Genomic DNA, 25,874 nt, shown 5'->3' on the forward strand with positions numbered 1-25,874 from the left:
TTAAACTTCTTGAGCTTTATTGACTTCCAAAATTTTTTCCAATAAATAATCCTTTCCTACCAACTCCGAACAGGTAATAATTGCGCCAATGGTGACGCCCAAGATTCCGTGCATATTTAGACTTTGACCTGTAAACAATAGGTTTTTTATTTTTGTTCTGGGAGAAACAAAGGAGTGTAGCGGATTGTTTACATCCTTAACATAGCCGTACATAGATCCGTTGTGCGACCCAATGTAATCTCTATAGGATAAAGGTGTAGAGGCATAAACGGTTTGAATGCAATCTCTTAGGTTGGGGAATTTTTTTTCCAATTCCGTAATAAAAATTTCAGTTTTATAGGCCTTGAACTGTTCATAGGTCTGCCCTCTATCATTTTTGGAGGCAACGGTATTAAAGGTGTTCTGCCAGCACTCTACCTCTTTGAAATTCATATAGGTCATAGCTATTAGACTATCCCCCCAACCATCATCCTTTTTGTTGATGCCCATAGAGACCATATACCCCTCGGGCCAACTTTCCTGGGTGTAATTTTGTGCATCCCAAACGCGATCGCCATATTTAAAATGATAAAAATTTTTATTGTGGTATTTAAAGGATTTTGGTTTTAATACAATGTATACGCTAAAGGCCGAAATAACACTTTCAATGTTATTTATCCTGTTGGTGTAGGATTTTCTAAAATTTTCCAAACCAACCATTTTTAAAGTCAGTTTGGGTTCTATGTTGGAAATAAAGATATCACCGTTTATTTGCTTTCCATTTTTTATTTCCACTGAAGTGACTTTCCCATTTTCGACATTAAATTTGGAAACTTCATGATGTTTGAAGGTGTCGCCCCCCAATTTTTTTATTTGTCTAATAAGAACTTTGGTAATCTGGCTTCCTCCGTTAACACATCGGTAGGCACTCTCTATATAGGAATTTACGGAGAGGGCATGTACATAAAATGGGGAACGTTCCCCGTCACCGGCATAGAGAAAATTGGTGCCCGCGAACACGGCTTGTAATTTTTTATTGTCTGTAAGGGAATTGATGTAGGTTTTGGCATTGAGCTTAAAAACGTCATCTTGTCCATAGGAGGGATTGCCCTTGTTTAAATTATATAAGGGGAACTTGGAACATGTTTCCCTTAATTTTTTACTGTAGGTCTTTATCGCCTTTTCCTCATCCGGAAATTGGGAAACCAAACTTTTTTCAAACCGATCATATCCTTGGGCGTGCCTGTACTCCTTGGGATCCCCTTCAAACGTAATGATATCAAAACCGTCTTCATCCAATTTCTTGAGCTTCAATTGGTCCATGATACCCAGATACTTAAAATATTGGTGCAGGTTTTGGCCTTCCGAAAGTCCGCCAATATAATGCACTCCAGTATCGAAGATGGTTTTGTCCCGGACAAAGGTTTGCAGGTTGCCCCCAAATTGATTGTTTTTTTCCAAGACACAGACACTATAACCTTCTTTGGCCATTATCAAGGCAGAAACCAATCCCCCTAATCCGCTCCCAACAATTACAATGTCGTAATGTGCTTTCATAAATGGTACTCTTTAGAATTTTCCAAACCAACGTTTAAAACTTGGTTCTGTTAGGTGCTGAACCCAAATGATAATTTATATCATTCCCTGATTCTAGACGGATATTTTTTTTTTGACTCTTAGGAATAATACTTATTCTAGGGTCCTGTTTTTTCCAAGATAATAAGATTATCATATTTAAAGACAACTTTAAAACCAGTGGACAATATAATTCTTTCCAACAATTTTGCACCGTCCTTTATCAATATCAGCAGCTTTATGTTGTTTCTTATTTTAGATACAAAACTATCCAAGTCCTGCATTTCCACATCAATGATCAATGTATCTGCAGGATGTGCCATGGCGTCATCAATTGAATCCGCCACGCTTAACTTGGCTATTTGTTGGGAAATAAAACTGTTCTTTACAATAGGCCTTATCTCCCTATCCTCCAAATAGGTAAAAATTTTACGATCTACGGCATTTAAAGATAATAGAAAATCCAGTTGCCCATAATCTTTTGAAAGGTGAATTATGGAATCGGAAGATCCAATGTGTTTTGAAATCTGGGCGTAAACTTTGGCGTTGTTCTTTAAATCTGTTTTTACAGCACGGTAGATACTATCTCCTTTGTATCGATAATCTTCCAGAATGATTTGTATGAAATAGGTATCTCCTTCCACTTCATTCCTCAATGTCTGGAATTCAGATCTGAAATGGGTTGCGATACCCTTGTTGCGCTCTCTGTAGTTTTTGCCGAAGCGTTGGTCCTCTGGGGAGATTCGATCCAAGATCTTGACCGTTATACTGCCATTTTTTATCACAAAACTTCCTTTGGGAAGTACTTCCGAATTTCCATGTATCAACACTGGAACAATATCCATGTTGAATTTTTCCGCCAAATAAAAGGCTCCTTTATGAAACCGTCTTATTTTGTTGGTTTTGGATCTGGTCCCTTCCGGGAATGCCATTAATGAATATCCTTGGGCTACCTTGTTCCTTAAGTGTTCAAGGCCATTATCTATTCCCTCGGACACAGGATAAAATCCCGCCAGTTGTACAGCCTTGCCGAATATTGGGGATTTATACACCCAGTCGTTTACCAAATAAATAATCTTTGGATGTAGCATGCCGACCGCCAAAATATCCAAAAAAGAGGTGTGGTTGGCTATGATGATGGCAGGTTTACTAAAATCCTCCCCTGACGTATTGATTATTTTTTTGCTTACAAAGGGATTGGTATACAGTACTGATTTCATAAATTTTGAAATGGTCTTGTGAAACCATTTCATTTTAACCTTTTTTTTGAAAGGCAATATTTTCATAAAGGAGACGCTCCATATTGACAAGAGTAGTCCGCCGGTACCATAATAACCAAATGAAAGGACGGAATGAACGAGCAACCGAAGGCTAATGGGGCGTTTTTCCTTGCTCCCAATAAAGAGTAAAAATAATAAGGGTTGTATGGTGAAGGCAACAAAAACGGCCGATAGGATTCCTATAAGTGAAACTAGGCTAATGGAATGCAATGCCGGGTGTTTGGCAAAAATAAGTACGCCAATTCCCAAAATTGTAGTAATGGCGGACAGTAGGATGGAGGTTCTGTGGGTTCTCAATACTTTTTCCCCTTTCCCATATTCCTTGAGCAGTCCTGTTGTTATGAATATGCTGTAATCTATTCCCAAGCCAAATATAAAGGTGGAGATAATGATATTAAAGATGTTGAATTCTATGTGCAACATCCCCATAATTCCAATAGTAAGCCACCAAGTCAATAGTATTGGGACACTAGTGACCATAACTAGGGAGAGACTCCTGAAGAAAAAGAATAGGATCAGGACCACTATTCCAAGGGAATAGCCAATTAGTTTATTGAAATCATTTTTGAGGTTGCCCAAAAACATTTCGTTCATTTCCTGTCTATCGATGACAAGGGTCTTGGGGTAAGTTTTAAAAATTTGCTTAATTCTTTCTTCGTTTCCTTCCTTTAATTTTACCAATGAGGTAACAGTGGTAAAATCATTGTCGGTAACCAAATAGTCATCAATTGGCAAGGTAGCAGCACTACTGTAATCCACAATATTCAACAGCCTAAAATCTCTGTTGAGAAAGGAATGGAATTGATCAAAGGCATTAGGCTTGAATCCTAATTCGGAGCCGCTTTCCTTAAGGTTCTGTTTTGTGTTTTCAATGATATCCACGTTCCAAAACGCTTTCCAAAGATCAATTTTTTCCTGCTGCTTTTCTTGGGATAGGACTAGGTTGCCTATGGAGCCAAAACTAAGTATTTCCCCATTATTCCTTAGGCTGTCCAGTGCATAGGCTATGGTGTTATTGGTTTGTAGGACCTTTTCGCTATCTTCCCCATAGACCGCCAAATAAATGGACTTGGATGACATATTGGTAAGTGCGTCCAATCTTTCCCTAGCTTCCAATAAGGCTGTAGGTTCATAGTTGAGTTTCGCAATATCCTTATTGAAAATAACCTTGTCGTGAAAAAAAATACTTGCAATCAAGAGGCCTAGAAGGATGGTTATACTCCATTTGTTTTTATGAAGGTTGTAGGAGGCTATTTTATCCAAGAGGGTATATTTTACTGTAAGCTTGTTGGTGTTTCTATAGACATGGGGAATAATCAGGAGAGCAAAAATGCAGGAGCCAATTACGCTAACGGCCGCAAAGATGCCAAGATCCTGTAAGGCTTGCGATTCTAGGAAAAGAAGACACAAAAAGGCCAGGGCAGTGGTCATACTACTCATGATTACTGGCTGGGCCACATCGGTGTAAAGTGTTTTTACAGAGGGGTTGTTTCTTATTTGGGTTAGTATATGTAAGGAATAATCCAGGGTAACCCCTAGCAGTACAGAACCTATCCCCAAGGAAATGGCAGAAATCTTTCCTCTAGTCAAATACAGAACCGCAACCGAAAGTGTGGCACCAAAAAGGGTTGGGGCGAAAAGTATAAAGGGAATGGTTAATTTCCTATAGAATAGGATAAGTATGCCCATTAAAATGGACAAGGCAATTGTGACCGTAAGGCGTATATCCTTTTTGATTTGTTGAGCGTTGGCAACGGCTATTAGGGTGGCCCCATAATACTCACTTTTTACCTTGTCCTGAAATAACTGGTCCAGTTGCCCTTGAGTTTCATATAGCTCCGCTACGAACTTGGTATTCTCCACGGTTTCGCTGGAAGGATGGACCGGGGTGATAAAGAGTAATATGTTTTGAAGATCCTTGCTTAGAAGAAAGCCATCCTTAAGGGTAAACTGATCCCCGATGCCCAATCGGCTTAATTTCTTTAAGGCCATAAAGGAGATGCCGAGGGGGTCTTTTAAAATCATTTCCTTGGCAACGATTCCGGAGGGGGAAATTAATGTTCTATAGTTTTTTTCTGTGATTTTGGCAATGCTGTCCTTTCCCAGTTTTTTTGAAATGGTATTGTAGTCCTCCCTGTCCAGCAACAGGGGAGCATTTTCATAGACAAATTGCAAAGTGTTCCCTATATCTTCGTCATCTATTTTGCCTTGTATTTTTTTTATATGTGAAGAGGATTTTTTGGATATACTATCCAGAAAATCATTTGCATACCTAGTTAGCTCTTCAATTGGCGCTCCTGGTCGGCGCACAATATTAACGATGATCTTATCTGAAAAATTTACCGATTTTAAGACTTTTTGTACTTCTTCGGTCTTGCTATTACTGGGTATAAGTTTGGTTATGTCTTCCTCGAATTCAATTTTAAAAGCAAAATATACAAGTCCTAAAAATAGGGCAAAGAGACCAATGCCGCCGAGCAGTCTTTTCTTGGCTACATATTGATAAAACCTATATAAAACACTACCCATTTTTAAGTGCAATTCTTTTTCTGTCAAAAATATTCAAAATAATATAACCGCAAATTCCAGCTGTAAAAGATCCAATTAAGGAAAGGGTTATACTACCGATTATATAGGATTTTAAATGTTTTATGACTTCAAAATTGGCGCCTGCCTCCTCAAAAGTAAAATTAAATTCGGTACCCAGGACCCAGTGGCCTATTTTAAGGCTGATGAACAGTACAAAGGGAATCAAAGGTGCGAAGCTTACGTTGGAAAAAGCGAAGGCAATGGTCTTGTTCAGTTTAAATAAAACCGCCAAGAAAATAACTATTAAAGTTTGGAACCCCCATAAGGGAGATAGCCCAATAAGTACGCCCAAGGCTATGGAAATCGCCTTTTTTTCATGGGAATCGTTGCTGCCTAGAAAGTCTTCGTAGAAAAACCTTTTAATTCCTTTTTTTTTTATTTTTCGAATTAAATCCCTTGGAAAAATATAAAGAAACGTAAGAATTACCAAGTAGGTGTTCAATAGGCTAATTCGCGAAAAATCGGTAAAGGGCCTAAAGTGTGATACCCTTTCGGTTACATCATAGCTTACTTTTATGGGGATATTCTTCACTGCTATTCCGCTCCATGCGGCCTTGACGATTGCTTCGATTTCAAATTCAAATTTATTTGTAAAGAACTTGATATCCTTTAAGGCCTTTATGGGATATAATCTATATCCGGACTGGGTGTCCTGTAGCCTAATCCCAGTTTCTACCCAATACCAAAAGTTGGAAAATTTGTTGCCAAAACTACTTTTTTTAGGAACATCTTTTTGTCCCATATTCCTTGCTCCTATATAGAGGACGTCTTTGGACGTTTCCTTGCTTAGGCTGTTAATAAGCATGGGAATATCATCTGGAAAGTGCTGGCCATCGGAATCAATGGTAATGGCAAAATGAAACCCCTTTTCCAAGGCCAATTCAAAACCTTTCCTCAATGCATATCCTTTGCCTATGTTTTGTGGAAGGGTAAGGGTGTTGATATTGGGGAAGTTAGCTAAAATTTGGGCCGTGGTGTCGGTCGACCCGTCATTTACGACCAAAATATCTTGGGTGTATTGCAGTACCCCTTCAATCACTTTCGTTAGGGTTTTATGATTGTTGTAGGTAGGTATTATCACACAGCATTTAAGCTGATCCATAGCTTTAGTTGTGGATGTGGTAAGTTGTGACACGGTTTTAATGTAATTTGGTTGTTCCAACTTGTGGAAAAATACAAGACATGGTTCGCAAAAATAGGAATTACTAAAGTTAAAACCGTTGCTTTTCTTCAGTATTAAATTCTGTTGATTGTAATACAAATGATTTTACAAAGTCCTTGACCGCTTTGGAATTGGTGTTTTCGTACTGATTTAAAATGAATGCTTTGTCTTCTTGAATGTTGGATTTGTATTTCAAAAACTTGGGGGAATTTTCCTGAATACTAAACCGAAGACACCTTATTTCTATATTTTCAGGTTTTTGTGATACAGCGTACTCCAATAATGATACCCCATCTTTAAAGAGGTTTTTTCTTTCCATATTTTCCCTGGTATATTTGGCGGTTAAGGCCATAACCGCACCTTTGTAGGCTACCAAAACCATGTTGTCTTGTTGGGAGACCGATTCCAGTTCTTTCCTTAAGGCCAAGGCTGATTCACGGTTGTTGGTGGCCAATTTAAATTCTTTGCGAATCTGATCCAGATCGGGAGTGAAAGACACATTGGAAAGTACGAATAGAAGAAAACAGAGAAGTTTCATTTAGGCCACACTTTTAAAGGTTGCACTAAGTTTTAGGGCCAAGGTTTCCCCAAAGTTGGTGGTACTTTTTACCTTGATCATACCATCCATTTCTGTGAGGTTGATATCAATTAAAAGTATTGGGTCGGTTTCTGGATTTATAATTGCCATGAATTTTACATTGCTGGCAACTGATAGAAATAAATCCTGTCCGAGACTTCTTTCGGTCAATTCCTTTATAATTTGGATCATACATACCCCCGGCATTATAGGTTTACCGGGAAAATGTCCTTTAAAAATTTCATGCTTGGGATTCAACTTGATTTGGGCAGATAGGCCATCTTCATTTTTATTGAAAGTTTCGGTACTGTATAATCCTTCTATCAACATTTTGATTACATATTAAATTTGTAGGCAAGTCCAATTTGGATTACCCTGTTCAATTGATTTTCCTCAGAATTGCCCCCATATTCGCCCGAGTCATTGAAATCCAGATCGATCAAACCTTGTTTAAATCTCAACTCCAATGCCAGTCCAAAATCAAACTCATATCCTATTCCCCCAAACAAGGCTAGGTCTATGGGTGTAATTTCTAGACTATTGTCGTTGTCGTTAATTAGGTTGATAAAATTGTCATCAAAATTAACGTCAAGGCTCGGACCTAAAATAAAGTGGAAGCCCTGATGCGGACTTACAAAAAACTTATTGGCCAGGCCAATGGACACATAGTTTATATTTAAATTTTCCCCATTCCTAATACTTGCTTTGCCTCCCTGATTGGAGTATGCTATTTCGGGCTGTAAGGTATAGCTATCCGTAAGACGTACTGCTAAAAACAATCCAGCGTATAATCCAGTTTTGCTGTCAAGTTGGGAATGGAGGACCTTCGCATTGTTTGCCCCTATTCTTATCCCTAATTGGGATTTACTTTGGGCAAATATCGTGAAAGACAGAATAAGGAAAAAACTCAATAAAAATATTTTTTTCATTTTAAATTGCTTTTAAATTAATGGACAGCTTAATATCCTTATGTCTTATATTAATTTGTTTGGCATGATTTTTTTCTACTTCCGAAAAAATATATTGTGATTTTTCTTTGCCGCGTTGCGTAGCCAGTATTTTATGTAGTTGTTGCTTCTCCTCAAGGTAAAAGTAAGTGTTGTTCTTTATCCGGGTCTCTGTGAACAAGGTGTCCCCAAGGTTTTTGTAATGATCCAATACTTTGGGATTTTCATGGATCAATACATAGAAGTCCTTTCTAAGAAAGTTGACCAGAATTTTTTTATTCATTTCCTTTAGAATAAAATTAATCTTGAATTCGTTTTTGATAAACGTAAAATCAAATATTTTATTTCCCATTTCAGTGGTAAAGACCACCCTGTAGTATTCTTCGCCCAGCTTTTTTACAACAAAAATTCCTCCAAAGGATTTTTCGGCGAAGTTTATTTTGGCCTTGTAGATATAATCCTTGGAAAGGTTGGAAAAGTAAGGGTTGATAACGGTTGGTATATCGCCATAACTTCTTTCTAGATTGTTTTTTTTGGGAAAGGACGCACAGGCAAATACCAACAGGGTTAAGCTAGTTAGAAAATACTTCATTGTCCAAAGGTTTATTGATCAGTCGGTCAGTAAAGACAATTCTGGTAAAATCATTTGTGGGTTCCACCATTTTAACTTCTAGGACATCGGCTTTTTCCTTATCGAAAAACAAAATAAAAGAAGCGATATAACTTTTTATTTTTTCGTCTTTAGGGATAAAGATGACCTTATAATAATTTTGGCTTTTAAAATAACTCATTGTGAAATCCGAATCCTGGAACAAGTTGCCCTTTACACTATTTACAATCAATTGGTTTAGTTTTCTAAACAAAGCACTATTTCCCAGATCCATATTGCTTTTGGTTCCGGAATCGTTAATTATTAATTTATCACCCTTAAAAATTATACTGTATTTGAAGGGTTCTGTATACTCCCATTTAACCATGTTGGGGGCCTTAAAAGCCATTTTTCCTTGTGTGGTAATATCGTTGGATAAAAAATCCAGATGTTTATATTGTGTGAAATTACTTTGAATGGTGTTCGTGGCCTTGGACGTCTCACTGATCTTGGCCTTGAACTCGGCAATTTCCGTATTGTTCATATTGCTTTCCTGGGCGAACAAAAGAGAGGTATTGGCAATTAAAACAATTAAAAATAGTAGGTTACGCATAGGCTTCAATATCTAACAATTGGTCTACAGTTACAGATTGCATTTTGTTCTGCTGTAAAAATAGCAATAACTGTTCCAATACTTCAACTGTTTTTTCACTACTATCATGTAGCAGAATAATGTCTCCTTTCTGTATTGTACTGGTAATGCGTTTCAGAACCGCCTTTTTAGATCTCTTGGTAGTGTCTAAAGATCGAATGTTCCAGCCTACTGTTTTAAGTTCCATTTTTTTAACTGCCCTTTTTATACTGGGATTGGTTACCCCAAAGGCGGGTCTGTATAATTGGGGGTTTACACCTGTTTTTTCCTTTATGATAGCCTTGGTTTTTTGGAGTTCCAATAGGACTTTTTGCGTTCCGAAGAATCCAAATTTATTGGCGTGTGTGTAGGTGTGGTTTCCAATAGTATGCCCGTTATCCACTATTTGCTTTGCAATTCCACCATATAATTTTACTTGATGTCCCACGCAAAAAAAAGTTGCTCGGGCATTATATTTTTGAAGTAATTCCAAAACTTTTGGGGTATAGTTGGGGTGGGGGCCATCGTCAAAGGTAATGGATACCAAATTGTCCGGAATTTTATGGTTGAAATGCAAGGCTGGTAGGTGATAGTTCCAGCGGATGTGAAAAGAACCTATAATAGTTAAAGTTGTCCAGACAGTAGCAAGCAGTATATAGGTCCACCAGCCAATTCCCCAAATAATATCCAATATTATAAGGACGATGAAGGCAAGAAGGGATAGACTGTTTATAAAAGGATACTTCAACATTGGCGAAGAAGGGTAAAGCTATGGTTTTTACCTCTGTATTGATTGTACAATAATACAATTCTAAGGCCTTTGGTTTTAATTGCATTGAGAGCTATTGCCTTAGGTATATGCTGTGATTTGAGAATTTTGGCTCCCAACCAAAATCCAAATGCCGATGCTGTATTAAATTCACCGCTCAGATGTTTGTAAACCACTTGTTGGGTATTTTTAAAAGGGCCATTGGTGAGATCCGCATAATAACTGTCGTAGTCAATGTCTCCATTATTACCACTGATCAACACATCTATATCGGCCACGGATAGATTGTTCCCTTTTAAATAGGCCTCAAGATTGGAGACTAGATCTGATTTGGCCATGGTATTAAAGGTCTTTACGTCTATTACCTGCGCATAGCTGGAATCTTGTTTTATATTGGACAACACAAAGAAATTGGCACCTTCTCCAAATACGGTACCCCCGGTTTTGGACTGAAGTAGCTTGTTGGTATTTATCTTTTCCGGTTTTATGTATTGTATAAGTTTATGTATGGCATTGGTGTGTTCCCCGGATTCATCAACGCCACCAACAAGTATATTTTCTGCTTCCCTTAGCTGTAATTGCATTATGGCATCGATGAGGGCGGATTCAAAGGAAACACTGCTATGTACATAGGTGAAATTATACCCCTTGCAACCAATACCCAATGCAATCTGACCCGCAACCGTATTATGCGTTGACTGAATAAAGGAAGTAGGGGTCAAGAACTGTTCGTTATTGTCCAGGATAGCGGTTACAAATTTTTCTGAATCCCTAACACATCCCATTCCCGTTCCGGTGATAATGGCATCTACATTTGCTAATCCTGCTTCCTCCAGGGCTATTTTAGAGGCTACGACGCCCATTTTAATTCCCTTTGCCATTCTCCGAGCAGCCGCTGGCGGGATATACTCCTTATAATTGGGGTCTATAACAGGTAAAATGTTGTCTTCATAGGTAGTGATTTCCTCCAAAAAATCATTGTTGTCAAATGTTTTTTGGGCAGAAATGGAACCGATACTGTTAATATAAACTTCTTCCATTAGTTGTAGGGAATGCCGATTTCTAAAATAATATACAATAAGATCAAATGGTCCAAATGTAAATATAACAATTCCTTCTTAAGGCTATTTTGAAAAAATAAGAGTAGAACAGTTTCCTCCAAACCCAAGGGAATTGGAAAGAACGGTGTTCAAGGCTTTTTCTTTTAAGGAGGTTTGTGGTATAAGGGAAAACTCTTTCATTGGAGTTTTAAAATTCAAATTGGGATAGATTATATTGTTTTGAAGGGATAGTATTGCATAAACAGCCTCTATAGCACCTGCTGCGGCCAATGTGTGCCCTGTATATGCTTTTGTAGAACTAAATTCTGGAACTTCTTGGCCAAAAACACGTATAAGGGCCCGTCCTTCGGACAGATCATTGTTGCCAGTGGCGGTCCCATGGGCATTGATGTAATCAATATCCTTTGGTTCCAGTCCTGCAACAGCAAGGGCTTTTTCCATGGACAAGGTGGCACCGTCCCCATTTTCGGAAGAGGCCGTTTGGTGGTATGCATCGTTGGCATTACCATATCCGACCACATATCCCAGCACCTTTTTCTTTTCCTTTTTTATCAGGAATTCCGATTCCAATACCAAATAAGCGGCTGCCTCCCCTAAGTTAAGTCCTTTTCTATTTTCGTCAAAAGGTGTGTTGTAGGTGTCGGACAAGATCATTAAAGTATTAAAACCATTGATGGTGAATTTGGACAAACAGTCGGCCCCACCGACAATTACCCTATCCAATTTACCTGTTTTAATTAATCTGGCCCCGAACATTATGGCATTGGCAGCAGAGGAACAGGCAGTACTGATAGTCGTAACCAAGCTTTGATCTATGCCCAATTGTTCCGCTATTTTTTCCGTAGAGTCCCCGGCATGGTGACCTTCAATGTATCTTCTATTGTCCTCACTTTCCAAGTAATCATAATAAAATTTTTCGGTCATATCCATTCCGCCAACACTAGTGGAAGAAATAAGGCCAGTCCTATAAGCTCTTATATTGGCTATTCCGGCGTCTGCAACGGCTTCTTTAGCAGCTATAGCCCCCAACAAGGCCGTTCTGGAGTAATTGTTGTTGGAATCCAGTCCCAATTGAGCTTGCAGTTCTTCGTTGGTGTATTCAATTTCACCTACCATAATACTGCCCTTGTGTATGGTGTCTATTTTGGAAATATGGGAAATGCCTGTTCTACCCTCCAATAGTGAACTGTAATTCTCGGCCACATTGTTTCCAATAGCCGAAATGATTCCCATTCCTGTTATAGCTACTCCTTTGGACATGAATTTTTTATTTTAAGGTATGCATTTCCTTGGATGTAACCTATTACATCATGAAGTGAATAAACACCTTGGTATAGTACTTTTGGGTGTAACTGAATTATTTTGTGCGATGTGCGGCTATATAATTTGCCATGATTTCAATGGATTCAAATATTTTTTTTCCCTCTTTTGGGTCGGTAAGTTTTATTCCATAATCCTTGTCCAACATTACTATCAGTTCCAGCGCATCAATGGAGTCCAGTCCAAGACCGTCACCAAACAAGGGATCGTTATCTGCAATTTCTTCAATTGCAATATCCTCCAAGTTTAATTGGGTAATAATTTTTTCCTTAAGTTCTTGTTTTAAATCGCTCATTTGGTTGTGTACAATTTTATTATTTCTTCTTTTTTGTGTGCAATGCTTCCTTCTGCAGAAACAAGGTATAAAAATGCTTCATAGTCCTCTGCGTCACAGTTTATCCAACCACACAACACTTCGTCCGCTTTTTCCGTTTTGATTAAACTGCTTGCATAGGCGTGTAGATAATCTGCATTAAAGTGGTTAAAGATAAAAAAACTATTTTCAGAATGCAGCCTATGTTTAATACTTATCTCTCCAAGACAAATATTGGGCAAGGTGTAGACGAAAATAGCGGGACTCGGGAAGTAGTTTTCTTTGTCTGTAATGGACTTCTGGTGCTTTCTATCGGTTTGCAGGCTTGAAGCACTATTTGAAAATACCAAGGCAATATTCTTGGGCATTTCGGGATCTTGGGTCATTGGTTTAAGTAAAATATCGGTGGCCAGAAACCCAAGTTTGCTGAGGTCGTCCATTTTAAAAAACTTGGGATAATTGGTATCCATCTTTTTGTAGGCCAGTTTTATAAAAGTGGTGAAATCGCTCGTTGGGTCTTCAAAGAGCAACTTATCATTCAACAGTACCTTATTGTTGGAGATTCTACAATAATCCTTTATTTTAAGATTTTGGGCCTTCATGATTCAACCTTTTTAAACACGGCAGCTGTATTACAACCCCCAAAACCGGAAGCTGTTTTTAAGAAGCAATTTAAATCCTTAGAGGTAGTTGCTGTAATTATATTGAGGGGCTGGGATACCCCCAACTCGGTAAATCCCTTGGAGGCATATAAGGTATTGTGATAAAGGGAATGCATGCCAACAATGGTTTCCAAAAGTCCCGATCCCCCAAGGGTATGTCCAAAATAACCTTTGAGGCTGTTCAACGGAACAGTGTCCAGACCTAGTCTGTTCAGGGCTATTGCCTCCATTTCATCATTGAAATTGGTTGCAGTGCCATGGGCCGAAATATAATCTATATCCCGAGAACCTACCTTGGCTTCCTTGAAGGCGGAAAGTATACTGCGATAAAGACCTTCCCCTGTTCTTGATGGGCCGGAAATATGATTGGCGTCGTTACAGGAGGCTTCGCCCAATATTTCCACGGCCTCGGGTACTAATTTTTTTTGATCCTTGCTTACCAATACACTGGCGGCCACCTCCCCAATATTAATACCCGATCTTTGTTTGCAGTAGGGCTTGCAGGGTAAGGGACTCATTGCTTGGAAGGAATTGAAGCCTGAAAGAATAAAATTGGAAACAATATCCCCTCCAACAATAAAGACTTTATCGAAAGTACCCTGGGAAATAAATCTCTTAGCAATAGAAATGGCCAATATTCCGGAAACACAGGCATTGGAAAGTACAATAGGTTCTGTGGTAAATCCAAAATAGTTTTTAATAATATGCCCTAAGGTTCCCAGATAGGCCCTCTCAGAAGGCATTGGGTTCCTAGGGTCCAGGGTGTCTATATTTCCTTTGGTTGTAGAGAGGATCAACCCAACCCTATCCGTTAATGCTACACCCGACGCTTTGATAATCTTGGTGAGTGATAGGATCATCATTTTCTCCAAGCGGGTATAATCGCCATTCGGTTGCAATTTTTCAAAGGCCATTCCTAGCTTATCGGTATCCAAAACCGAGGCATAAAACGGGGAAGGAAATAGGTTTTCATCTTCAATCAATGTTACCCCGGATAAGCCCTCATGAATATTGTGCACCACCGTAGGACTATCAAAACCTAAGGAAGAGACAATATTGTTATATGAGAGATAGATCTTATTCATTTAATAATCCAACTTTTTGTTTCCATTCCAAGAAAAATGTTGGCATGGTCAGGGATAAACCTCCTTCGTCTTCCACAAAAACCTGTGTGGTTTCCCCGGTGCATACCAGTTTGTTTTGTGGGTCATAAATTTCGTATTTAAATACCATTTTGGCCGCAGGTGAATCTACAAAAATTGTTTTAATAGTGGCAACATCGCCATAGCGCAACGGAAGTTTGTGTTCACAGGACGATTTGACGATAGGGGTGGTGTAGCCGGCCGCCTTGTGATCTAGATAGGCAATACCATGATGTCTGCCAAAGGCTTCCCTGCCATCCTCAAAATATTGGATGTAATTTCCGTGCCACACAATGCCCAAAGGGTCTGTTTCGGCAAAGCGAACCCTGATTTTACTGGTAAAGCTAATCTCTGATTTGTTCTTAGACGGCATTTTTTCTTTCATTATACACTATGGAAATAGCGGTGGTTATTACAAAAAATAAAAATAATAGGGTTAGTTCAGGTACAAGGTCCATAATGCCCACATCCCTTAAAAAAACATCATAAAAAGCATTTAGGCCCCAATTCATTGGTGATAAATTTGAAAGCGTCTGCATAAACTTGGGCATTATAAAGACAGGCACCCAAACACCACCCAATGCGGCCAATATAACCACAAAAGTAGCTCCGAAGGGGGCAGACTGTTCCTGGGTCCTAGCCACGGTTCCCAATAGCAGTCCAAGGCCAATGGCCGCTAGGCCCGCAAATAAAGCTACGAGGAACAATAGTGGTATTTTTCCCGAGACGTCAAGGCTTGGGAGGCCCAAGAAGGGGAATAGATAAACTCCTATTCCTAACATTAGTCCAAATTGTATGAGACATACGGCAAGGTATATCACCGTTTTTCCTCCCAATACCGTTAGATAGGAGACAGGATTGGTCCTAAGCCGAACAAAAGTGCCCTGACTTTTTTCCTTGACCATATTAATGGACAAGGGGACAATGATGAAAAAAATGGCAAATAAGGTCCAGGCGGGCACATTGTGCTGTACCGAATTGGGAATTATTTCATTTTTGCCAATACTAGGGGTAATTTCTTTAAAGGTGATAAAGCTTTCCGTGTCAAATATCGCTTCCTTTTCATCATCTGTTATTTGGGATTGGAATGCCTTGTAAATAGTTTGGGTCTCTATTTTAAAGATCATCTTGTCTATTCCATTCTTTATAGAGTTTTTAAAGGCCATTTGTGTTGCTGGGTCGAAGTAAAGTATGACTTCTTTTTTTTCCAAATCCGTTTTATGGGACTGTGGTGTTTCATCTTCCAAGCCGAATTTGGACAGCAACCCCTCTACATTTAAGTTCACCTTTTTTTCCAGTTCCGAACTAAGGTTGGCAGGTATTACAATGGCCAATTGATATTTGCCTTTGAAAACTAGTTCTCTGGCTTCCTTATCCGATTCTTTCCCGATAATATTAAAGGATTTGGATTCGGCCAGCCCCTCGTAAATATTTTTGGAAACCTCACCCTTGTCATAATCTACCCAAAGGATGGGGATTTTATTGTCATTGATAGACCTAAAAGTGCTATCCTGTATTAGGGTTATGGTGACCACCAAAACCAGGGGCATTACAAATAAGATGGCCAACCCGCCCAGATCCCTGGACAGGAGCAGTAATTCCTTATATGTGGAGGCCCAAAGTTTATGCATGATCTCTCAGGGCTTTTCCGGTCAAGGTTAAGAAGACGTCTTCTAGATTGTGCGATTCCGGGTATTGGGAAATTAGATTCTTAGGAGTCCCTTCAATGATGATACTACCATGATCAATAATGGCCACTTTTGTGCAAAACTGTTCGGCTTCGTTCAAATGATGGGAGGTATAGATGATGGTGGTACCCTGAGTGTTCAATTTCTTTAGATTTTCTATAATTACATTTTTGGATTGTACGTCCACACCAACGGTGGGTTCGTCCAGGAACAAAACTTTGGGGTTGTGCAGTACGCTGGCAATTAAATTGACGCGCCGCTTCATACCGCCAGAAAAAGTGTCCAATTTTTTGTTGGAAAACATTTTCAATCCCAAAATATCCAAATGATAATGGATCTTTTCTTTTAGCGGCTTCCCTTTTAGACCGTACATACTCCCCAGGTAATACAAATTTTCATAGGCCGTTAGGGTTGGGTAAAGGGCATACTCCTGCGGTACTATTCCAATTAGTTGTTTAAGTTGGTTGGCATTCTTTTGAAAGGTTAGTCCGTTGATGGAAAAACTGCCGGAGGTAGGCTTAATGAGGGAGCTTAGTATTGAGATAAGTGTTGTTTTTCCAGCCCCATTGGGCCCTAAAAGTCCAAAAATTTCCCCCTCGTCTATTTTAAGATCGAGATCCAACACTGAAAAATCGGTGTTATTTTTATATTTTTTGGAGAGATGGGATATCTGGATCATGGGTTGGTTTATATTGCCTTTTTTAGTTTTTTAAAAAAAACTTCCTCTTTGTTGGCTATATCTTCCAGAAGGGAGGCAACATGATCGTATTGGTCTACGGCTACGGAGTTGCTCCTGTTTTTATATATACGCGATGCCTCTACTGCAAAATCGCGCCATTGGTCGCCGATCAAGGTCATTTCTTTGGAAAGCTCCAAAAGTTGGTCGTTGGTCAATAATTTTCCCGCTTCTTGTAAAAATGCGGCATAGATATAGCGGAACCCACCGCCTCCAGTGCCAATTTCCTCTTGCATGCGCACAATTTGCCCCAAATAATGATTGGCAACTTTAACGCCTTTGGCCTTTGGCCACTTACGTATAAGCTTTGCTATTTTCCGTATTCCCTTTACCCCAACTACCGGGACGGGGGCCAACATATCCCTACAGGTGTGCTTTATTCCCTTAACAATGGCTTTTTCGAGCTGTAATTTTTTCGGGAAGGATGTAGGGTAATAAATATGTCCTTTAGGGGCAAAGGCACCTTTGGCGAATCTTACTTTTTCCAGTTCTTTTTCAGTAAGTGAGGTAACGGTTTCCATTACGGGGTCACTAATTAAATACGTACCATCCTTCTTCCCGTAGACCACCATGTTATGGGCGTTAAAATGGAAGCGATATTCATCCGGAAAATAGGGAAGGTTGTACACGCCCACCTGAAGTCCTACCGGATTATTTCTTTGTAGGTTTTCATCCAATCTAGCCTTGGCGGTTTGGGGGTTTCGAAATTTTTCACGTTTTATTTTAATTCCGACCCGAGTGGCGAATCGGGTAAAGATAATTCCAGGCATTGCCCTATAGGATACTACAGGTGCGTAATTAACTTTTAAAAACGGGATATAGGTAAACAAGAGCCCTGAGCCTATTCCAAAAACCATAGGCTCACTTACGGTAAACCCATTATACGTCATTAAGTTGGCTACTACACCGTTCTCGCAGTGTGCAGCTTGCTTGTGTTTAAAATCTATTTCCATTGTTTAGAGATCGGTGCGTTGCAGCTCTTCGATGGAAATATCGAAGACATCTGCATATTTTTGTAATGTTTTGTTATTTAGGTTTTTAAATACGGCCGGTCGAAAATGTCTTTTAACCCTCCACTTCCAAATCCCCACGTAGCTTGCCAGGATGGGGAGGTCCATTTTGTGGAGTTCCATATAGTATTCCAAGGGGCTTGCCTTAAGGTCCTTAACCCTTTGTTTGGAGGCTGAAATACGCTCGTTTAAAACTTCTATTGCATTGTTTAGAGCAATGGTCTTGGGGCTCCATCCCGTACTTAATTCTGTGGTGTATTCCCCGTTTTCATCAACGGCATAGCACAGTTCTTTGAAATTGGCCGATTCTAGATTGCTTTTGTCCTGTGGTACTTCATTCTTTTTCATGCCTAAGGTCGTTATAATTTATAGGCCAAGGTGGCTGGCCTATAAAGTTATTAATACAATTTCATATTCGATCCGCAGAGGTAACTAAACTTCCTGTATCAAAAAATTTAATATACAATCTGCCACTAATTCTTTTCCTGTATATATTTTGCATTCCATAGTGCATATGCTAAAATTTCCCGAATTGTAATTGGATACGAGATTGGCCTTGGTAGTTAAGGTGTCTCCTGTCTTGGGCAATAAAAAAATGTTTGCCTTTTTAATACCGCTGATAAAGCCAATAACACTATTGCCTTCGCCCTCAAGATCATCTGCTGCAAAGAAATCCTGGCCTACAATTGCGGAACAGGATTGGGCCGCATTTTCTATTATGCCCGATTCACTAAACCTATCGTCCTTTACAAAGATACAATCTTCGGTCACTTCAAATTCGGTAGTTACCGTTTCCTTGTTGAGGTCAATAATTTTTGTGACCATGAGCATTGGCGCTCTATGGGGCAAAAAATTATGTATTTTTATATGTGAATGCGCTGTGTTCAATTAGTTTAGTTTGCCAATACTGTTTTCATTTCACTGTTTGCGATAATTTTATCACCGCAGCTTACTTGGATTTTTACTAGGGTAACACCCAAGATCTCATGTAGAATTGTGACGGTGGTTACCAATTCCTGATCTACGGTTGGCAACTCCAATATTTCGGCCAATTTAATGGCTCCGATATATCCTGTTGGGGCAGGCTCGTTTTTTAGGAAATATTGGTACCCTGTATGAAGGGCCACAGATTGTGCCATATGTTCTATTAGTCCGGCAGCCATAAATTTATTATTGTTTACAAACAAATTGCCCAGAGGTGGTGTAAAACCGGTAATCACCTTTTCTTCGGAAAAGTGAATCAATTTATCCACCATTACAAAGGGCGCTTTTTGTGGGATCAAATTTTCGATTAGTCCTTTGTCTGCTATTGTTTGTTTCAATAAATTCATTTAACAGACCGTTAGGTATGCATAGGAGTAGGAAAATCTGGCACTTTCCGGTACGTGCAACAATATCTTGTCTCCCTTTTTTAATTGTCCTGAACCTACCAATTCTTCCAGCATAACAAATATTGAGGCGGCACCAACATTACCAACCTTGCTCAAATTCATAAACCATTTTTCCCAAGGCACTTCCACTCCTTGTCGTTTTAATTCCTCGTACAAGTTTTCTTTAAAATAATAGGAAGAGATATGCGGTAAGTAATAGTCAAAATCGGCGGTCGTGATCTGGTGCTTGTTCATAGCCATCTTTAAACTGTCCACTCCTTTTCCCAATATGTTTTCACCCAAGAGTTTAACGTCTTGTTTCATAGCGAAAAGTGATTTTTTGGCCCAGTCTTCGGCAGGATATTCGCTCCAAGGTTTTAAATGGCCATTTTCCAATTTATCGGCACCGGCATACATACATGTCTCCATTTCAAAGGCATAGGAATACCCCTCCATCCATTCAATTTTTAAAGCAATGCCCTTAGGTTCGCTTTCCAGTAATACGGCTCCTGAGCCATCGGAAAGCATCCAGCGCAAAAATTCTTTATTGAAGGCCAATATTGGATTGTCTTCCAACTCTTTTAGGTGTTCCACCTCATTTTCAAAAATATCGGATTTCATCCAAGTCGAGGTTCTTTCCGATCCAGTGCATACCGCATTGGACACCTGTCCTGCCTTTATGGCCAAGAATCCATATTTTAGGGCATTCATCCCGGAGCAGCAGGCTCCGGAAGGGGAATTAACCTCTAAATTTCCATTTTTTAAAAAGCCGTGCACCATAGAAGCGTGCGATGGCAATATTTGGTCCGGGCTACTGGTGCCACAGGAAAGTAGTTCAATATCCTTGGTCGTAAAGGTGTCATCACATAACAGCTCAATGGCCTCCTTGGTTAGTTGGGCATTGTTATGGGTAATGTTTCCACTATCATCTATGGCGTAATATCTGGTCTTAATTTGATTGTTTCGCAGGACAATACGTCTGGCCTTGGAATTCTTACCGTTGATAATGCCCAATTTTTCCTCCATTTGTTCATTGTCAATAGGGTCATTAGGTAAGAACTTGGCAATCCTGGTAATATAAACGTCTTTCATTAATTGTTCTTTAATCTAACGGATGAATAGTATGCTTTATCCCTTTTAATTTTATTGTAACGGGGTATGTAAGTCGCCAAAAATACAATAAAAACTATTGGAGCTATAGCCCAAATTGCAAATAACAAATAATATTTGAACAAAACCAGTAATTTTTTTCGTTTTGGATTACCTGTAGGGCCTTTCTTTATAATAAGGTTGGCCCATTCTGTAAACAAAACATTACCTCTGATGTCTGTCTGTATCAGCAAGGGTTTAACTTTAACGGCATCCAATTTTAATAAATCATCCTGTAGGTTGCCGTATTCATTGGCTAATAGTGCCTTCCTGATGGGCGTTCCAAATTTATCCGATGCCTTTATATCCTCATCGGAAACCCCAGGTTTGGGGAAGATGCCAAGGTATTTGGTTTTTTTTCCTCCCAACATCCAATGCACTATGGTAATTACACTTATGTGATTTATGTGACGGTCCACTAAAGCTATATTGCCCACTAAGTGTGCATTACAGGAAAGCAGTAGGCGTTTCATTTTTTCCTGTGCCATTAACCACATGTTTCTACAGGCAATAACTGTAACTACCGGTGTATTGTCCAGAATTTTCTTGGCCACATCAGATTTCAGGAAAGAATTAATGGGTATTGAAGGTGTTAAGTACCAAACTTGGTAACCTAGAATTACAAGATCATATTTCCTTTCAAGGATATCCTCTTTAGGAGGCTTTAGTTTACAGGGTATTTGTAAAAAGGATTCGGGAAACGCATCATAGAAATCATCCTGTTTCCAGGGAAATTTATAATCATTTTCGGGTTCAATCCTATAATAGGTAATGTTAACATTCTCTCCGTCTATGGAAGATGCCAAATTCTGAACAATATCCAACAACTGCCCGGATTGGGAGTAATAAATTATAAGAACTTCTTTCATGCGTAAGCTATTAATCTTCATTTTAATACCGCCAAGAATACCATTTTACAAATACATAAAAGGCCCATACGGAGATTTTTAATACGGTTCAAATTTAATTTTAATTTTGAGATGTGTACCAAGTTCGGATAATGTTACCAAATCTAAGTGTAATCCTAACCGAAATTAGTTTTTAGTACCCCAAAAATCAAAATAATTAAACCATTGCAACGGATATTGTTCTATTATCCATTCCATGCTTTTGATATAATTGGCCAATAATCCTTCGGCATCCCTTTTCTTAAAATCTGCTTTTCTTGCGTAAAGATGATAGTGTTTGTTGGTTTCCTTCATTACATACACAAAGAGGACAGGTACGTTTAATCTGGACCCCATTAAAAAAGGACCGGAAGGAAATTGTGCTTTTTCACCTAATATTGGAGCCGTCAGCAGCTTGGCCGTTGTTGCATACCTATCTCCGGTCATGCAAATTATTTCATTTTTTGCCAAGGCGGCATTCATTTCAAAGATATGGGAAAGATCTTCCCGAAGGATAATAAATTTGGTGGCAGATTTCTTGATATACCGATCAAGGTATTCCTTTATTGCCTTATGCTCGGCATCTGTGGTAAGCAAATTAATAGTGGCATTACCTTCCAATTCGTCCAAAAAGAATTCAGCTATTTCGAAGTTGCCCAAATGGGCACTGATCAAAATCCCGCCTTTTTTATTGGCCAAGGTTTCGTTAAGGTGTTCTATTCCGTCGAAATGATAGGTGAACCTATTTCTCAGACCCGAAGAAATAGCTACTTTGTCCAAAATGGTCTGACCAAAAACGTAGTAGCTTTTATAAATGGATACGATACTTTTTAGGGGGCTGTACCCAAGTCTTTTGTGGAAGTAATAATAACTGGATTTAGTGCTTTTGGGAGTAAAAAAGCAAAAATAGAACGCTACAAAATAAAGAATGAAATAGGCCGATCCCAATCCAAGCCTTCTAATGGAAAAAACAAAAATCTTATATCCTAAAACAGAACCTCTGGACTTTCCTTTCCATTGATTAGACATTATTTGCGACTAAAATTTTAATTTAATTTCTTCTCTATAAGATCATAAAAGTCTTGTAGTGTAATTACATTAATGAAATCTTCCCCTACTAATTTAACACTAAAGTTAGATTCGATGGCCACTACTAAATCAACAAAATCCAAACTGTCCAATTCCAGTGTTTTCTTTAAATTGGCCATTGGCGAAATATCATCTGCATCAACTTCAAATTCATCTATAAGAAAGTTGTTTATTTTATCAATAATTACTTCTTTATTCATTTTTATTCGTTCACTTTTTTTATTAGCAATGCTGAATTCGTACCTCCAAATCCAAAAGAATTCGACAAAAATACATCAATTTTTTTATCCAGTGTTTTTCTTACTAGATTTAATTTGGCGGCATCCTCGTCGGGGTTTTCTAGATTTATATTTGGTGCAATAAACGAATGCTCCATCATCAACATGGAATAGACTATCTCACTGGCGCCCGCCATCCAACATTCATGGCCGGTCATGGATTTTGTGGAACTAACGTAGGGACCCTTATCGCCAAAAACTGCAAATATGGCCTTGGCTTCATTGGAATCGCCCACAGGTGTGGAGGTGGCATGGGCATTTACATAATCTATTTCACTGGGTTTAATATGCGCTTGGTCTATAGCTTTTTTCATAGCCAGTGTTGGGCCATCAACGTTTGGTGTGGAGATATGATCCCCATTGGATGAAAACCCGTAACCAATAATTTCACCTAAAATAACAGCTTTTCTTTTTTTTGCGGATTCATAGCTTTCAACTATAAGGGATGCAGCCCCGCCACTGGGAACCAGTCCGTCCCTACTTTTGTCAAATGGACGGGAAGCTTTCCCAGGTACCTCATCGTTGACCGAAAATACGCCAAGACCATCGAAACTTCCCATGGCCAATTCATTGATCTCTTGAGTTCCGCCACAAATGATGCAATCTTGAAGCCCACTTTTAATTAATTGATAGGCAATTCCTATGGCATGCGACCCACTTGCACAGGCAGCACTCACGGTGAAGTTGATTCCGGTTAATTTGAAGATGGTGGAAAGGTTCATGGTTACGGACGAGTTCATGGCCTTGAAAATAGCACCTGAACCCACCAGGGTGGTATCTTTTTTTTCCCTTAGTTTGTCTATGGATTCAATTACGGATTTAGCAGTGCTATCATTTCCGTAAAGTACGCCAACTTCATTATTGTCCAGGTAGTCTTGCGATATACCAGCGTTTTTTAAAGCTTCCAATGTGGCCATGTAAGCGTAAGCGCCTTCTTCTCCCAAGCTTAACCTTTGCCTTCTGGTAAGTAGATCCTTAAGGTCGGGTTCTTCTACCATGCCGGTTAGGCAGGAGCGATAACCAAATTCCCTCCGTTTTTCGTCAAATACAATTCCAGAAGTTCCCTTGTAGAGTGATTCCTTGACTTCGGCCAAGTTTTTTCCTAAACAAGAGTATATTCCCATACCTGTAATTACGACCCTCTTCATCTCTCCAAATGTTTTTTTAAGAATATATTCCTCCGTTAATATTAATGACCTCGCCTGTAATATACGATGACTTTTTGGAAGCCAAAAAGGAAACTAGGTGGGCAACCTCCCCTGCGTCCCCAAAGCGGTTCATGGGAATCATTCTTTTAAGCTCTTTCTCGTCAAGATCTCCGGTCATATCAGTCTTAATAAAACCAGGTGCCACAGCATTAACAGTGATGTTCCTTTTTGCTATTTCCTGCGCCAAGGCCTTTGTGGCCGCTATTATGCCTCCTTTTGCGGCAGAATAATTGACTTGTCCCGGTGTTCCTTTTAGGCCGGATACGGAAACCATATTAATGATCCTGCCATATTTATGCACCAATAACTTTTGGATCAGATGATTGGTGACATTGTAAAAACCGTTCAAACTGGTATTGATAACATTGTTCCAATCCTCTGGTTTCATCCACATGAAAAGGCCGTCCTTTGTAATTCCGGCATTGTTTACGATCACCTCTATAATAGCGTCCTTGTTGGCTTCATGCCATTGGTCCAATTTATTTTGTACATCCTTGGTATCACCGACATTAAATTGTATTAGCTCCGCACTTCCACCAATTTTCTCTATTTCACCCAAGGTTTCCTGTGCTGCGGAAGCATTGTCCTTATAATTAATTAGAATCTTATACTCGGTATCCAGTGCCAACTGCAGGCATATAGCTTTTCCGATTCCCCTTGACCCTCCGGTTACCAGTGCAAATTTCTTTTTTTCGCTCATTTATTTAGTTAGTGTGGTTTAATTTTTAACGTCGTCAAATATTTCTGCATTTTCGTACCATTTGTTGCCCAAAACTTCTCCCTTGGCATTTAGAAAACCCCATTTCTTCTTATATTTTACTCTGGCAAGCCCATTGATGAAGCCTTTTTCCAAATTCTTTTTAAAGATGGAAAACGATAATCCTGCCGTGATATCATATTCTGGTTGTATTACCCATTTTCCAGTTTTATCTATGAATCCCCATTTCTTTTCTTTTACGGGGGCAAGACCGTTTGCGGAGAACACTTCGGCATCCTTAAACTTGAAATCTATGACCTTTTCTCCTTTTTCATTAATATACCCCCAGTTTTTGTTCATAAACACTGGTGCCAAACCTTGGCTAAAATCCCTGGCTTTTTCATAGGTAGGAGCAATGATCCACTCCCCTGTGTTATTAATGAACCCCATCAATTTATTGCTCCTGGCATAGGTTAATTCTGACTTGTCCGTGAATTCCCATATTTTATCGGCATTCTTTACGGGGTTAAAGTTGCCGTTGGCTATAATCCCAAAAGATTCCTGCTTTTTTACCCATACACCTTTACTGTTGTAATCTCCAATTTCTTGGTTCTCAATGGGGATGTAGATTTCGCCCTTTTTATTGATCATTCCCCAAAGCTCACCTTTTCTGGCCTTGGCATATCCATCGATAAAGGGTTTAATTTCGTCAAAATCCGGTTCTGCGATTAATTTTCCATCGGTACCTAAAAGCCCAATTTTCTCACCACTTTTAAAAAAGGCCACACCATTGTCAAAATCATAATATTTTTCAGAAACTGGGGTTTCCAAGGTTTCTCCCGAAACATTGATATAATGCCATTGGTCACCTTTGTTTACCAAGGCCAGCCCCGAATTGAATTCTTTCACATGTTCATATTCAGGTTGAATTGCCCATTCCCCAGCAGTATTGATATAGCCCCATTTGTCGCCCATTGAGGCGGCGGCCCGCTCGTTTGTAAAATTGTCAGCTTTTTTAAATTGAGGCTGTATTGCAAACTCCCCGGAGGTATTGATATACCCATAAAGCCCATTTTCCCTTACCAGGGCATATTCCTGTGAATAAAAATTACCAAAAACCAAAAAAAGTGCAACCGAAAAAATAACCTTTGTTTTCATCTTAGATC

The 25,874-nt window shown here is 39.2% G+C and carries 28 protein-coding genes; all 28 read right to left on the bottom strand.

Annotated elements, in window-relative coordinates; genetic code table 11:
* Complete coding sequence (locus C7972_RS08525) at window positions 1-1,536, bottom strand: NAD(P)/FAD-dependent oxidoreductase (RefSeq protein WP_110355780.1); 1,536 nt, start codon at window positions 1,534-1,536, stop codon at window positions 1-3.
* A 137-nt stretch (window positions 1,537-1,673) separates the two neighbouring features.
* On the bottom strand, window positions 1,674-5,363 hold the full coding sequence (locus C7972_RS08530) for an MMPL family transporter (protein WP_110355781.1): 3,690 nt from the start codon (window positions 5,361-5,363) through the stop codon (window positions 1,674-1,676).
* Window positions 5,356-6,525, bottom strand: coding sequence for a DUF2062 domain-containing protein (locus C7972_RS08535; RefSeq protein ID WP_110355845.1), 1,170 nt, complete (start codon window positions 6,523-6,525; stop codon window positions 5,356-5,358). The genes C7972_RS08530 and C7972_RS08535 overlap by 8 nt, the downstream gene beginning before the upstream one ends.
* Window positions 6,526-6,634: 109 nt before the next feature.
* Complete coding sequence (locus C7972_RS08540) at window positions 6,635-7,123, bottom strand: hypothetical protein (protein ID WP_110355782.1); 489 nt, start codon at window positions 7,121-7,123, stop codon at window positions 6,635-6,637.
* The gene (locus tag C7972_RS08545; RefSeq protein ID WP_110355783.1) at window positions 7,124-7,492 is read right to left on the bottom strand and encodes a 3-hydroxyacyl-ACP dehydratase; all 369 of its coding nucleotides are present in this window, start codon (window positions 7,490-7,492) and stop codon (window positions 7,124-7,126) included.
* 5 nt (window positions 7,493-7,497) lie between these two features.
* A complete protein-coding gene (locus tag C7972_RS08550) occupies window positions 7,498-8,091 on the bottom strand; it encodes a porin family protein (protein WP_110355784.1) in 594 nt (197 codons plus the stop codon).
* Between the two features lies 1 nt (window position 8,092).
* Complete coding sequence (locus tag C7972_RS08555; RefSeq protein WP_110355785.1) at window positions 8,093-8,701, bottom strand: hypothetical protein; 609 nt, start codon at window positions 8,699-8,701, stop codon at window positions 8,093-8,095.
* Window positions 8,682-9,311: an outer membrane lipoprotein carrier protein LolA gene (locus C7972_RS08560; protein ID WP_110355786.1), complete on the bottom strand. Its 630-nt coding sequence runs from the start codon at window positions 9,309-9,311 to the stop codon at window positions 8,682-8,684. The genes C7972_RS08555 and C7972_RS08560 overlap by 20 nt, the downstream gene beginning before the upstream one ends.
* The gene (locus tag C7972_RS08565; RefSeq protein ID WP_110355787.1) at window positions 9,304-10,080 is read right to left on the bottom strand and encodes a polysaccharide deacetylase family protein; all 777 of its coding nucleotides are present in this window, start codon (window positions 10,078-10,080) and stop codon (window positions 9,304-9,306) included. Before C7972_RS08565 ends, C7972_RS08560 begins: the two co-directional genes overlap by 8 nt.
* Window positions 10,074-11,138: a beta-ketoacyl synthase N-terminal-like domain-containing protein gene (locus tag C7972_RS08570; RefSeq protein WP_110355788.1), complete on the bottom strand. Its 1,065-nt coding sequence runs from the start codon at window positions 11,136-11,138 to the stop codon at window positions 10,074-10,076. Before C7972_RS08570 ends, C7972_RS08565 begins: the two co-directional genes overlap by 7 nt.
* Window positions 11,139-11,222: 84 nt before the next feature.
* Window positions 11,223-12,419 (bottom strand): beta-ketoacyl synthase, encoded by a 1,197-nt coding sequence (locus C7972_RS08575; protein ID WP_110355789.1) that lies wholly within the window; start codon window positions 12,417-12,419, stop codon window positions 11,223-11,225.
* 97 nt (window positions 12,420-12,516) lie between these two features.
* Window positions 12,517-12,774 (bottom strand): phosphopantetheine-binding protein, encoded by a 258-nt coding sequence (locus C7972_RS08580; protein ID WP_110355790.1) that lies wholly within the window; start codon window positions 12,772-12,774, stop codon window positions 12,517-12,519.
* Complete coding sequence (locus tag C7972_RS08585; RefSeq protein WP_110355791.1) at window positions 12,771-13,394, bottom strand: 3-oxoacyl-ACP synthase; 624 nt, start codon at window positions 13,392-13,394, stop codon at window positions 12,771-12,773. The genes C7972_RS08580 and C7972_RS08585 overlap by 4 nt, the downstream gene beginning before the upstream one ends.
* Window positions 13,391-14,539, bottom strand: a complete 1,149-nt coding sequence (locus C7972_RS08590; RefSeq protein ID WP_110355792.1) for a beta-ketoacyl synthase — start codon at window positions 14,537-14,539, stop codon at window positions 13,391-13,393. Before C7972_RS08590 ends, C7972_RS08585 begins: the two co-directional genes overlap by 4 nt.
* Window positions 14,532-14,981 (bottom strand): thioesterase family protein, encoded by a 450-nt coding sequence (locus tag C7972_RS08595; protein ID WP_110355793.1) that lies wholly within the window; start codon window positions 14,979-14,981, stop codon window positions 14,532-14,534. The genes C7972_RS08590 and C7972_RS08595 overlap by 8 nt, the downstream gene beginning before the upstream one ends.
* Window positions 14,959-16,227 (bottom strand): ABC transporter permease, encoded by a 1,269-nt coding sequence (locus C7972_RS08600; protein ID WP_110355794.1) that lies wholly within the window; start codon window positions 16,225-16,227, stop codon window positions 14,959-14,961. The genes C7972_RS08595 and C7972_RS08600 overlap by 23 nt, the downstream gene beginning before the upstream one ends.
* On the bottom strand, window positions 16,220-16,963 hold the full coding sequence (locus C7972_RS08605; RefSeq protein WP_110355795.1) for an ABC transporter ATP-binding protein: 744 nt from the start codon (window positions 16,961-16,963) through the stop codon (window positions 16,220-16,222). Before C7972_RS08605 ends, C7972_RS08600 begins: the two co-directional genes overlap by 8 nt.
* Before the next feature lie 8 nt (window positions 16,964-16,971).
* Window positions 16,972-17,973: a BtrH N-terminal domain-containing protein gene (locus C7972_RS08610; RefSeq protein WP_110355796.1), complete on the bottom strand. Its 1,002-nt coding sequence runs from the start codon at window positions 17,971-17,973 to the stop codon at window positions 16,972-16,974.
* A 3-nt stretch (window positions 17,974-17,976) separates the two neighbouring features.
* Window positions 17,977-18,378 (bottom strand): hypothetical protein, encoded by a 402-nt coding sequence (locus C7972_RS08615; protein ID WP_110355797.1) that lies wholly within the window; start codon window positions 18,376-18,378, stop codon window positions 17,977-17,979.
* Window positions 18,379-18,462: 84 nt separating this feature from the next.
* The gene (locus C7972_RS08620) at window positions 18,463-18,879 is read right to left on the bottom strand and encodes an ABC transporter permease (RefSeq protein WP_258364800.1); all 417 of its coding nucleotides are present in this window, start codon (window positions 18,877-18,879) and stop codon (window positions 18,463-18,465) included.
* 44 nt (window positions 18,880-18,923) lie between these two features.
* Window positions 18,924-19,361, bottom strand: coding sequence for a hypothetical protein (locus tag C7972_RS08625; RefSeq protein ID WP_110355799.1), 438 nt, complete (start codon window positions 19,359-19,361; stop codon window positions 18,924-18,926).
* Window positions 19,362-20,492 (bottom strand): beta-ketoacyl-ACP synthase III, encoded by a 1,131-nt coding sequence (locus tag C7972_RS08630; protein ID WP_110355800.1) that lies wholly within the window; start codon window positions 20,490-20,492, stop codon window positions 19,362-19,364. It abuts the gene before it with no gap.
* Window positions 20,492-21,418, bottom strand: coding sequence for a hypothetical protein (locus C7972_RS08635; RefSeq protein WP_110355801.1), 927 nt, complete (start codon window positions 21,416-21,418; stop codon window positions 20,492-20,494). The genes C7972_RS08630 and C7972_RS08635 overlap by 1 nt, the downstream gene beginning before the upstream one ends.
* Window positions 21,419-21,583: 165 nt before the next feature.
* Window positions 21,584-22,465 carry a lipid A biosynthesis acyltransferase gene (locus tag C7972_RS08640; protein WP_110355802.1) on the bottom strand — a complete coding sequence of 294 codons (882 nt, stop codon included), beginning with the start codon at window positions 22,463-22,465 and terminating at the stop codon, window positions 21,584-21,586.
* 17 nt (window positions 22,466-22,482) lie between these two features.
* Entirely contained in the window at window positions 22,483-22,725 is a 243-nt protein-coding gene (locus C7972_RS08645) for a phosphopantetheine-binding protein (RefSeq protein WP_031442865.1), read from the bottom strand.
* Window positions 22,726-22,727: 2 nt separating this feature from the next.
* Window positions 22,728-23,951 (bottom strand): beta-ketoacyl synthase, encoded by a 1,224-nt coding sequence (locus tag C7972_RS08650; RefSeq protein ID WP_110355803.1) that lies wholly within the window; start codon window positions 23,949-23,951, stop codon window positions 22,728-22,730.
* 16 nt (window positions 23,952-23,967) lie between these two features.
* The gene (gene fabG, locus C7972_RS08655) at window positions 23,968-24,711 is read right to left on the bottom strand and encodes a 3-oxoacyl-ACP reductase FabG (RefSeq protein WP_110355804.1); all 744 of its coding nucleotides are present in this window, start codon (window positions 24,709-24,711) and stop codon (window positions 23,968-23,970) included.
* An 18-nt stretch (window positions 24,712-24,729) separates the two neighbouring features.
* Window positions 24,730-25,866, bottom strand: coding sequence for a WG repeat-containing protein (locus tag C7972_RS08660; RefSeq protein ID WP_110355805.1), 1,137 nt, complete (start codon window positions 25,864-25,866; stop codon window positions 24,730-24,732).
* Between the last annotated feature and the right edge of the window lie 8 nt (window positions 25,867-25,874).

Origin of the sequence: Arenibacter sp. ARW7G5Y1, from assembly GCF_003201775.1 — a bacterium.
GTDB lineage: Bacteria > Bacteroidota > Bacteroidia > Flavobacteriales > Flavobacteriaceae > Arenibacter.